The sequence below is a fragment of the Phocaeicola paurosaccharolyticus JCM 15092 genome (genome assembly GCF_000613805.1).
Lineage (GTDB): Bacteria > Bacteroidota > Bacteroidia > Bacteroidales > Bacteroidaceae > Phocaeicola > Phocaeicola paurosaccharolyticus.
This window is the reverse complement of the sequence record NZ_BAJR01000049.1, coordinates 1-10,240: the sequence shown is the minus strand read 5'-3', so window position 1 is coordinate 10,240 and position 10,240 is coordinate 1. Positions and strand designations below refer to the sequence as shown.

12 protein-coding genes and 3 pseudogenes are annotated in these 10,240 nt (G+C 34.9%); 12 read left to right on the top strand and 3 right to left on the bottom strand.

The window, feature by feature from the left end; translation table 11 throughout:
• Positions 1-146: pseudogene (locus JCM15092_RS17760) on the bottom strand (IS982 family transposase); the annotation flags it as partial.
• Between the two features lie 107 nt (positions 147-253).
• On the opposite strand from JCM15092_RS17760, the gene JCM15092_RS13695 reads away from it, so the two are divergent.
• From JCM15092_RS13695 to JCM15092_RS13645, 12 genes are all read left to right on the top strand, one after another.
• Complete coding sequence (locus tag JCM15092_RS13695; RefSeq protein ID WP_148296669.1) at positions 254-832, top strand: hypothetical protein; 579 nt, start codon at positions 254-256, stop codon at positions 830-832.
• Positions 833-902: 70 nt separating this feature from the next.
• Positions 903-1,781, top strand: coding sequence for a CsgG/HfaB family protein (locus JCM15092_RS13690; RefSeq protein ID WP_235782385.1), 879 nt, complete (start codon positions 903-905; stop codon positions 1,779-1,781).
• Positions 1,778-2,113: a hypothetical protein gene (locus tag JCM15092_RS13685; protein WP_024995136.1), complete on the top strand. Its 336-nt coding sequence runs from the start codon at positions 1,778-1,780 to the stop codon at positions 2,111-2,113. The genes JCM15092_RS13690 and JCM15092_RS13685 overlap by 4 nt, the downstream gene beginning before the upstream one ends.
• Positions 2,113-2,457: a DUF4810 domain-containing protein gene (locus JCM15092_RS13680; RefSeq protein ID WP_024995135.1), complete on the top strand. Its 345-nt coding sequence runs from the start codon at positions 2,113-2,115 to the stop codon at positions 2,455-2,457. Before JCM15092_RS13685 ends, JCM15092_RS13680 begins: the two co-directional genes overlap by 1 nt.
• Positions 2,454-3,128 carry a GNA1162 family protein gene (locus JCM15092_RS13675; protein ID WP_024995134.1) on the top strand — a complete coding sequence of 225 codons (675 nt, stop codon included), beginning with the start codon at positions 2,454-2,456 and terminating at the stop codon, positions 3,126-3,128. The genes JCM15092_RS13680 and JCM15092_RS13675 overlap by 4 nt, the downstream gene beginning before the upstream one ends.
• Before the next feature lie 188 nt (positions 3,129-3,316).
• Positions 3,317-3,823 carry a glycosyltransferase gene (locus JCM15092_RS17755; protein WP_235782384.1) on the top strand — a complete coding sequence of 169 codons (507 nt, stop codon included), beginning with the start codon at positions 3,317-3,319 and terminating at the stop codon, positions 3,821-3,823.
• Complete coding sequence (locus JCM15092_RS17750; protein WP_235782383.1) at positions 3,799-4,209, top strand: hypothetical protein; 411 nt, start codon at positions 3,799-3,801, stop codon at positions 4,207-4,209. Before JCM15092_RS17755 ends, JCM15092_RS17750 begins: the two co-directional genes overlap by 25 nt.
• A 24-nt stretch (positions 4,210-4,233) precedes the next feature.
• Entirely contained in the window at positions 4,234-4,629 is a 396-nt protein-coding gene (locus tag JCM15092_RS17745; protein ID WP_235782382.1) for a hypothetical protein, read from the top strand.
• 134 nt (positions 4,630-4,763) lie between these two features.
• Positions 4,764-5,315, top strand: coding sequence for a glycosyltransferase family 4 protein (locus JCM15092_RS17740; RefSeq protein ID WP_235782381.1), 552 nt, complete (start codon positions 4,764-4,766; stop codon positions 5,313-5,315).
• 131 nt (positions 5,316-5,446) lie between these two features.
• A complete protein-coding gene (locus tag JCM15092_RS17735; RefSeq protein ID WP_024995133.1) occupies positions 5,447-5,779 on the top strand; it encodes an AAA family ATPase in 333 nt (110 codons plus the stop codon).
• Positions 5,780-6,072: 293 nt separating this feature from the next.
• On the top strand, positions 6,073-8,835 hold the full coding sequence (locus tag JCM15092_RS13650; protein WP_148296668.1) for a DUF6035 family protein: 2,763 nt from the start codon (positions 6,073-6,075) through the stop codon (positions 8,833-8,835).
• A gap of 58 nt (positions 8,836-8,893) precedes the next feature.
• A complete protein-coding gene (locus JCM15092_RS13645; protein WP_024995130.1) occupies positions 8,894-9,139 on the top strand; it encodes a hypothetical protein in 246 nt (81 codons plus the stop codon).
• 147 nt (positions 9,140-9,286) lie between these two features.
• Here JCM15092_RS13645 and JCM15092_RS17135 read toward each other — a convergent pair.
• Positions 9,287-9,777: pseudogene (locus tag JCM15092_RS17135) on the bottom strand (transposase); the annotation flags it as partial.
• Positions 9,767-10,084, bottom strand: a pseudogene (locus JCM15092_RS18045) (DUF5045 domain-containing protein); the annotation flags it as partial. The pseudogenes JCM15092_RS18045 and JCM15092_RS17135, both read right to left, overlap by 11 nt.
• Positions 10,085-10,240 lie beyond the last annotated feature (156 nt).

Genomic DNA, 10,240 nt, shown 5'->3' with positions numbered 1-10,240 from the left:
TTGATGAGGTTATCGCCAAATTGCTTGCAAATCTTAAGAATTTTACTGAATATTGTATATAAGTTGTGCATATATTGATGATATATTAAAGGTTTGACCATCTCTAATATACTATAAATCAATAATATGCACAACTTTTTAAACATCAATATATTATCTTTTTAATTCCGCCAACGGGTAATTTATTATTCATCAAATGTATATTTTGTCATTTTTACCAATGGGTAAATATCATTTTAAAACAATATCATATATGAAGAAAATTATTTTGTCAGCTATGTTGATTTGCTCAACTTTTGTAATTGCTAATGCGCAAAACACGTCAAAAAACTGTTATCGTGGTTTTGTTGATGCCGGTTATGACATTGGTATCGGAGATTTTGAACTTGGCCGTTTTGTGATAAGTACTGCTCACGGCTATCAGTTTAACCCTTTTATTTTCCTCGGTGCAGGTACTGGCTTTCATTTTATTCCTGAATATAAAACAAAGGATATGGATATTCCTTTGGATGTGAGAGAAAGTAAAGTGGACATACCTGTATTTGCTAATGCAAGGATAAATCTTATGAAAACAAAAATCGCTCCATTTATAGATGCAAAAGCCGGAACGTTTGTAACAAACAATGGTGGTATGTATCTAAATATATCGGTCGGTTGCAGAATTTCAACGAATGAAAAACAAGCTGTAAATATCTCTATTGGCTATGCGAGCGAGAAACTTGAATTCGAAACATTTAACAAGTTTAGCAGTTCACATGACATGAGTTATACACGTAATTCTCGTGTGCAAAATGCAGAATGCGTAAGCTTGAGAGTTGGCTATGAATTTTAATTTTTAAAATCATAAGAACATGAAAAAGTTATTTGTTTTTGCTATGATTATTGCCTTATCTGTTCCAACTATGGCACAACGTAAGACTAAAATTGTAGAAACGCCTTCCATGCAGATTCAAGATGAAGGTATGGTATTGAAGAGAAAAGTGGCAATTGGCCGTTTTTCCAATGAAACTCAGTATGCCAAAGGCATTTTCTACGACAAAGAGAATGACCCAATGGGGAAACAAGCTCTGGATATTCTTTCTGCTAAGCTTGCTTCTTCTGGTAAGTTCCTATTACTAGAGAGAAGTGATCTTGCTGCCTTATTAGAAGAGTGTCAAAAAGGAGAAAAAGGTTCTGCAGCTATTGGAGCTGATTACATGATTATCGGATCTATTACCGAATTTGGGCGTAAAAATACTGGTAAAAATGGTGTATTTTCATCACAAAAAACTCAGTCTGTTGAAGCAGCTGTTGCTATTCGGTTAATAGATGTATCAACTGGATTGATAATCTATTCTGATGAAGCGAAAGGTTCAGCAGAACTAACTACCAAAACCACAATGGGCGTAGGTGGTCAAGCCAGTTATGATGCTACATTGAGTGATAAAGCAATTTCTGAGGCAATCGGACAGTTGGTAGAAAATATCATAAATAAATGCACTAACAGTCCATGGAAAACTTTCTTCCTTTCATATGATTCCGATGCCGTTCTAATTGCCGGTGGCAAAAGTCAGGGAATCAAAGAAGGAATAACATTCTCTGTTATGACTAAAGGAAAGAAAGTGAAAAATCCTCAGACAGGTATTATGATTACTCTTCCTGGAAAAAGTGTAGGACAAGCCAAAGTGATTTCAACTGGTGGCGATACACCTGAGACAGAATACTCATTTGTAGAAGTAACCACTTCTGAAAGTATCAATTCATCAAATATGGAAAACTATATAATTGAAGATGTAAAATGAAAAAGTTACTCTATTTATTAACATTGCCTTTAATACTATTGAGCTGCAAGGCAAACTTTCCTGTTGCACAAGAGTCAGGAAAAGAAGACATGGCATATTTACTGTTTATCAGTTCCAGTCAATACGCCGGAAAAAATGTACAAGTAACGATTGATGAAGGTCAACCTTTTATCGCACGAGTTGTCAAAGCTAAAAAGTCCAACCGCCGAGGAACACAATACGGTATCGCACCAGGATCCCGAACCTTGACAGTAAGTTGCGATGGAAAACAACTCTATGAAAAAAAGATATTTGTCTCTACCCAAGAAGTCAAACAAATAATACTACCCTAATGAAAAAGTTATTTTTTGCAATCGTTGCAGCATTGGCCTTGTCATCCTGCAATACCACTCAATCTTTGTATTCATGGCATGATTATGAAGATGCAACCTATCAGTACAGTAAAAAAACGACGGAAGAACTTCAAGTCAAAATGCTGGAACAGTACAAAAAGGTGATTGAAAAGCAAAAAGGTACACGAGGCACTATTCCTCCAGGACTCTATGCTGAATATGGCTATCAATTGTGTAAATCCGGTAAGCAAGCAGAAGGATTGGATTTTATGAAAAAAGAGATAGCTCTTTATCCTGAATCAGAAAAATACATATCACGTATCATTAAACAGTTAGAAAAATGAAAAAATATATATTATTCGCATTAGTTGTGGTCGCAATGTTTTCTTCCTGTAGCACTCCAATGACCATGGGCAAACAATATCCAGCTATGTATGAGGAGAAACCACTTACAATTGCCATCATGCCGCCAATCAATCAAACGACACATGCAGAAGCAAAGGATTATTTCTACACCACTCTGTATATGCCTCTGTGTGAGAAAGGTTATTATGTATTTTCTCCCTATTTAACCATGGAAATGTTTCAACAGGAAAGTGCCTATGATGCAGAGCAATTTATAGAAGGAGACATTAGTATTTTCCAAAACATTTTGGGTGCAGACGCTGCCATGTTTACCATCATCAAAGATTGGAGACGAAACAATGTAGGTGGCAAATTAACCGTAAATGTAGAATACATACTTCGCTCTACCAAAACAGGTCAGACTTTATATACAAGAGAAGGCCAGATTAAAGTTGATACAAGCATTAGCGGTGGTGGCGGTGGATTCGGATCTCTGGTTGGTATGATTGCAACGGCTGTAAACACTGCTGCTACAGACAAAGTAATTGCTGGTAGAAAATGTAATGCTTTTGTTCTTTCTGATCTTCCGGCTGGAAAATACTCTACTTGGTTCGAAAAAGATGCTACTAATCAGGCAGGGAAAAAAACTATAAAAGCAACGATTAAATAACAAACGAATTAATACAAAACGAGTTGGTGTTTTTTTTCATACTTATTTTGTATTACAAATGATGCAATGTTATAGTTAGATTTGGAACAGTAGTAGTAAATGATTTATCCGATAATGTTGTGGCAGGGCCCCTACTGCTACAACATTATTTTCTATAATGAAAATACTCAATATTATCTTAATAATTAATGGAATTAGCACCTATCATCATTTTTGCATTTAACCGTCCAGATGCGCTAAAAAACACAGTTTATTCGCTTCTGCAAAACGAAGAAGCACAGAAATCGGAACTTTTTATCTTTGTGGATGGAGCGCGAAATCAGAAAGAAGGAGAGTTCGCTAAGGTAGAAGCTGTGCAGACTTATGTAAAATCAATAGTCGGTTTCAAAAAAGTGACACACACTTTTTCTGAAGGAAATAAAGGATTAGGAAAGTCCATCATTGAAGGAGTAGCAAAAGTTATTAACCAGTATGGTAAAGCCATTGTATTGGAAGATGATTTAGTTTTTGCACAAAACTTTCTTTCCTTTATGAATCAAGGATTAAGTTTATATGAAAAAGAGCAAAAAGTGTTCTCAATTTGTGGATATACCAATAAAATAAAAGTTCCTAAGAATTATGTGTATGATGCATATTTTTGCACCCGTAGCAGCTCATGGGGCTGGGCTACGTGGCTGATCGATGGAATAGCGTAGATTGGGAGTTAAAAGATTGGGACAAATATGCTAAAATGGGACATGCCTTCAATCAATGGGGAGGATCGGATTGCTTTCAGATGCTACGTTCCGTAAAAGAAGGTTGGGGAGATTCTTGGGCTATTCGTTTTGGTTTTTCTCAATTTCTTCAAGACAAACTGTCTCTTTTCCCAATTATTAGTAAAGTAAAGAATGACGGTTTTGATGGTGAAGGAACAAATTGTAAAAAGTGGAGCCGATTCAAATACATATTTGATGAAAACGGAAACAAAGTATCCAAACTTCCCTCTGAAATATCACTAAACAATAAATTACATCGTTCTGCTATGTCTTATCACACTATTATAATAAGACTATGGAGCAGACTAATGTATCTCATACATTAAATGAAACAAAAAATATTATTTATCATGCACATGCCTCCGCCCGTGCATGGTGCAGCCATGGTAGGTAAATACATACATGACAGTCAAGTCATAAATAATGCCTTTGAATGCCATTATCTGAACCTTGCCTTAGCGAAAGATCTGAACGACATAGGCAAAGGTGGAATAAAAAAGCTGAAGGATTTCTATAAACTGCTAATGCAGATTAGGAAACAAGTAAAATCTATCAAACCACAGCTTTGCTATGTTACTCCCAATGCAAAAGGCGGTGCTTTTTACAAAGACTTTTTCGTAGTAATGCTACTAAAGATGATGAAACAAAAGGTTATGGTTCATTATCATAACAAAGGGGTAGCAACAAGACAAGACAAGACAAGTTTCTTGACAATTTACTCTACAGGAGATTCTTCAAAAACTTAAAGGTAATTCTACTGGCAGAGAATCTCTACCAAGATGTCAAGAAATACGTGAATTATAAAGATGTATATATCTGCCCTAACGGAATACCAATCCATGAAGATTTACCTACAGTCCCGAAAAAAGAATTTAATGTTTTGTATCTATCAAACATGATGAAAGCCAAAGGGGTGTGGGATTTAGTACAGTCGTATGTGATATTAAAGGAAAGTGGAAAGTCTGTGAAGTACCATTTTGTTGGCAAGTGGAGTGACATCACAGAAGAACAATTTACGACTGAAGTTCATAAAAAAAGACTTAAAGAAGACGTATTTGCCCATGGAGCAAAATATGGTGATGAGAAAGATTCATTCCTACAAAAGGCCAATGTGTTTGTATTTCCTACTCATTATAGCAACGAGTGTTTCCCTTTAGTTTTACTGGAAGCCATGGAGAAAGGGATTCCTTGTATCAGCACTTCTGAAGGAGGCATACCTGCCATTATAGAGAACGGCAAAACCGGATATATAGTAGACAAACACTCCCCGAAAGCAGTTGCCGAGAAGATAGAGTATCTAATGGAGCATCCTGAACAATGCGCAGCCATGGGAAAAGCCGGAAAAGAAAAATTCTTAAAGGAATTTACGTTAGACAAATTTGAGAATCGAATCAAAGACATATTAACAGAGTGCCACTCATCGGTTTTTTGATGGATATGCTGAAACAGTACGTTTTGTGATTTTGCAGCTTACTTTATTCTCTCTTTTCTTTGTTTACAGAATAATCACACAATAAATGCCTACGAATAATTCTAAATAAAGTTGCAAAAGAAAGGAAAAAGATGTTCCTTTGTTTTGAAAAGGAGTTTACCATAAAAAAAGATCAGCAAAAGATGACATCCATTATTCAAAACATACATATTGAAAATTTCAAGTCAGCGAAGGATGTAACACTCACAAACTGCAAACGCATTAACTTGCTGATAGGTAAACCCAATGTAGGCAAAAGCAATCTACTGGAAGCTTTGTCTCTCTTCTGTTTGCCTTTTTTAAAGTATCTAAAGAAGAAAGAATTTGCACTATTCCCCTACAACAGAAAAAATAAGCCTTCTCTTTTCAAGTGCATTAGCCTTGGCCAAAAAGAATATAGTCGATACACCGGAATGTTACATTGATACAAATTTAGTGGAGAGTTTGATATTGTGAAAGGGGTATGTATAGTACTTTATTCTTTTATTTAAATCAGTCTTATAAACAATAGATATATTATTGAAATGTTATAATTTAAAAGGTGGGTGATTATGACAGACTATATGAAGAATATTGTAATGGAGATTCTAAAGAAAGTTTTTAAGATTGATATCAATGACATTCAGTTACAAAACAAAGTATTGTCAGATAAAACGAAACAATTATTGGAGAAAAATGCAGCGTCGGAAAACAAAGAAAACATCCTAATAAAAAAGAAATGCTGTATTACAAAACGAAAAAAAAACGTTTGCTGGATGAGTTGAATAGTAATATAAATGAATCTCAACAGTTACAAGAAAGAGTTAGTTCATTAGAATTGGAATTGACATTAACAATAGAAAAAGTTAACTCTTTGGAGTTACAGAGCCAAAACCACATAATAGAAATTGGGAAAAAAGATAATACTATTAAAGAACTGCAAGCAAATACTCAAGTGTTAGAATCTGTAGATGAAGATAATGAAAAGATATCTGATGGACAGATACAAGACCAAATAGACAGCTTGAAAATGCAATATCAAAATCTCAAAGAGCAATATTACAGTATAGATAAAGAGTATAAGGATTATAAGGCTAAAAATTGTACTAAAGATACAACAATTGACATTTTGAATAAAGAGAAAGTCGAATTGCAAAATGAGATTTATAGATTGGGGAAGTTAGTGTCTACGATAGAAGAAGACAATGAGGAAGTTGTTCCTGAAACTGCAAGTGGTCCCAATGAAACAGATAGCGGAGAACAGAAAATAATAGTAGGTGAAGGTTCTATGATAACAATAGGACCAATAAAAAATACAGATTCAGGTTATGTTGATAAAACTAAACGTGCCATAGATACTGTTATTGATACTGACACTAGTTTAGAAATAAGTGCAAGAGATTTTTTTGCTCAACCGGAGAACGCGATTTTTAAAGTTAGAACTGAAGTGCAAAAATCAATATACTTGAGAAAGCCTAAATTTGTATGCAAATATTGTCATCAGGCAGTTAAAATATCAGGTCGGAAGACAGAACGTGGTAAAGCTAGATTTTTTTCACATTTAAGAGATAGTGATGAATGTGATTATAAAACAACGACAGGAAGAGCAAGATGGGATATTAATAGAGAAAAATATGCTCGATGTAATGAAGGGGAGCGTCACAAAAAATTGAAAACTAAAATTGCTGAACTCTTGGAAATAACTCCTGGCGTTTCGGACGTAAAAGTAGAAAATACTGTTATAGGAAATCACCCTATACTAAATTGGAAACGTCCTGATATTTTAGCCAGTTTTAGGGGACAAGAAATTGTATTTGAATTGCAATTAAGCACAACCTTTGTCAGTGTAATTGCAGAAAGAGATTTGTTCTATCGGCTTAATGAGAAATTCATCATTTGGGTTTCTAATTTTGATGAACAAGATGAACACGTCAATCTGGATAATATGATGATAAAAGATATTTATTATAATAATAAAATGAATGTTTTCATTTTTGATAGAGAAGCTCAAAAGAAAAGTGAGGAGAGAGGTGAACTCATTTTAAAGTGCAATTGGTTAAAGGCAGATGGGGGTTGGGAGTACCTGAATAAGAATTCTTCAAATGGTTTGGGTGGAATGTTTGTCTGTCTCTCTGATTTACAATATGATAGCACATACAAACCGTATTATTTTGATGCGGAACAGAGATATTTTGAAGCACATCCTGAATTTAAATTGGAAACTTTAAATATTGAAAGAGAGAATAAAAGAATCCTTGAAGAACTGGATGAATTATGGCGACAAGAGCAAGAAGATTTGAAAACAGAAGATAAGTTGGAACGCTTACAAGAAGCATTTGAATTAGATGCCATAATGAAAAGTACTCAAAAGTATGTAATTGGAAAAAAAGATGAAAAATGTGGGTTGATTACATTCGATGGAGAAATAAGAATAGCTTTTGAATATGAATCGATTCGTTCTCGTAGAGGATGGTGGTATGAAGGAAAGAAGGATGGATTATATGATTTGTTCGACAAGAATAACTATACTCTTCTTAATACTGGAATAAGGCTGATAGAAGAATTCAATCCTATAGGTGCCAAATATGTAAAGGAGGTAGATGGTGCGTTACTTTGGGGAATTATGAATAGAAAAGGCATTCCTTTAACGTCAACTTGTTATTCCCAACTGGAGATGTGGTCTTCAGACAAAATTATAGCTATGCGCAATGGATTATATTGCATCGTGGATTTTCAAGGGAATGAGGTTTTAAGTAATTATGATTATATCGGTGAGTTAAACGCTGAGAATATCGCAAATGTAAAATGTGACGGTTGTAATGGTTTTATAGATAGTAATTGTAAAATCTTGAAGAAGAAGAGTAGAAGATTGGATAATGGAATGGAGAAATTTCTCCAAATGGATAAATGGGGGATTGAACGTGAAGATGGCTCGATAGTTGTTCCCAGTAAGTATGATGAAATAGGTTCCTATAAAGATGGACTTGTTGGAATTAATGATGTTTCTTTTTCTATTGTAGATGAAAAGATAGGTGCAGATTGTCCTGTGAAAGTTGAATATATATCCAGAAATGAAAGACAGATGTTAATCTTCAAACTTGGTAAACGGGAAGCTTTTATGAATCTTCGTCAACAAAATAAAGCCCGAAATTTGGGATTGCAGCCTCAAAATATGAAAGAATTATATTTTTCATTTGTTAATGTCGAAAGGTCATTGCTATACCTAAGTGCTGTTCCTGTGAGAGGAGAAAAGCAACAAATAAAAATTGAAGATAAAGATATACCATTCGGAACAATTTATACAGGAAGATTCTTTTATAAGAAGAAGAATTATGTTATCATACATGCGTTAAATGGGGAAAATATATTTCTGCGTAGTTCGATTTTGGGCAAATATACGGTAGAAGAACTTGAAAAGAGTAAATCTATAACACTTAAAAAAATAGGTTATGACCAATTCTATAAGAAACATATTTGGGAAATAATATCAATCCTTTCGTGAGAAGTAAAGACTTAATTTTTAGATATTCAATCATATTAATAAAATAGGAGATATAAAAATGGAAAAACAAAATTTAATTATGGATGATGAAATAGTAATGCACGAAACTATTGCTAATCAAGTTTCTATTAGTGAGCAAGAAGATGCATACGCAGCACTTGAAACAAAGTATAATAATGTAGAAGAAGCGGTTGAACAAGATGTGTTAAGAGCGCAATTTGATAAGGTAGATGAAGATAATGTAATAGTGGAGAATTATATTGAGGAGGATGATTCTGATTTATTAAAATCTCAACAAATATAATTTTTTTCTTTTTGGATTTCCAAATGCTTCTTAAGATAGTTTTCGGATGTGTGCAAGGGCGGCGAAGAATGAGCCATTTATATACTCTTGCTCACATCCGGGAACTACCTTTTCTTTGCGTTTGAAAAGTCAAAAAGAGGAAATGAGTTATATCGACAGAGGCATTCTCTCTCCAAATTTGATTCGTAGCTGTCCGGCAGTTAACGCCCAATACTGGAGCGGATGCGTCCATTTTTTGGAGATGTTCATTACAGCCAAGTAGATTAATTTCATCAATGCCATGTCATTGGGAAAGACACCTTTGGTTTTGGTCACTTCAAGTCTGACATAAACTCTTTTTGATCTTTTGAAGATATGTATTTCAAAGAATTTCTAATCTGATGTATGATGCAATTCGAGATGATTACCTCAGGAAAAATAGTACTGATTGCTTCCGCAAAGCCCGTGAGATTGTCTATGCAAGCGATTAGAACATCTTTCATGCCACGTACTTTCAGGTCAGTCAGCACGCTCAACCAGAAGTTGGCGCCCTCACTTTCTGTACGACCACCATCCTTCACCTTGTAATGCATCGCGTCAAGCCAAACTATTGTGTACATTGATTCCAGTGGGCGGCTTTGCCACTCCTTGACGGTCGGCTATATTCAATGCTTCCACCTTGGCTCGTTTTACCATTGCTGAGTCAAGAGATTCTGCCATCTCTACTTGGTTGTAAGCATTCAAACCAGAGAGCGTTCTATATCCTAGTTTGTTCTTTTCATTGGCCGTTTTCTCATAGCTATTATGAAGGAGCCAATAGTAATAGTCTGGTGTCAGTGTGCCAGAACCAATCTCCATTACTGTAACCTGGTTCATCTTTGATGCATCATGGCTGTAACTTACGCTCTGAGCCTGAGAAGTCAGAGCAATACAGCTAAGTCCGATAAGTCCATATAGTTTCTTCATTTTTTCTTTATCAATGCGTCGTGACTTGATCTTTTCCAACGATCCAAAGCATCATTGGTAATCTCCAGTTTTGACCTGTTTATATTGGTAGCTTCTTTCCAGTACCCCATGCGGAGGTGGATAAATTTCCATGTCTCAAAGTAGGCTCTATTCAAA

Coding starts and splice junctions, on each gene's coding strand:
- JCM15092_RS13650 (WP_148296668.1), top strand. CDS start 6,073: ATGCTGTATTACAAAACGAAAAAAAAACGTTTGCTGGATGAGTTGAAT.
- JCM15092_RS17745 (WP_235782382.1), top strand. CDS start 4,234: ATGCACATGCCTCCGCCCGTGCATGGTGCAGCCATGGTAGGTAAATAC.
- JCM15092_RS13695 (WP_148296669.1), top strand. CDS start 254: ATGAAGAAAATTATTTTGTCAGCTATGTTGATTTGCTCAACTTTTGTA.
- JCM15092_RS17755 (WP_235782384.1), top strand. CDS start 3,317: ATGGAATTAGCACCTATCATCATTTTTGCATTTAACCGTCCAGATGCG.
- JCM15092_RS13680 (WP_024995135.1), top strand. CDS start 2,113: ATGAAAAAGTTATTTTTTGCAATCGTTGCAGCATTGGCCTTGTCATCC.
- JCM15092_RS13690 (WP_235782385.1), top strand. CDS start 903: ATGGCACAACGTAAGACTAAAATTGTAGAAACGCCTTCCATGCAGATT.
- JCM15092_RS13675 (WP_024995134.1), top strand. CDS start 2,454: ATGAAAAAATATATATTATTCGCATTAGTTGTGGTCGCAATGTTTTCT.
- JCM15092_RS13685 (WP_024995136.1), top strand. CDS start 1,778: ATGAAAAAGTTACTCTATTTATTAACATTGCCTTTAATACTATTGAGC.
- JCM15092_RS13645 (WP_024995130.1), top strand. CDS start 8,894: ATGGAAAAACAAAATTTAATTATGGATGATGAAATAGTAATGCACGAA.
- JCM15092_RS17735 (WP_024995133.1), top strand. CDS start 5,447: ATGTTCCTTTGTTTTGAAAAGGAGTTTACCATAAAAAAAGATCAGCAA.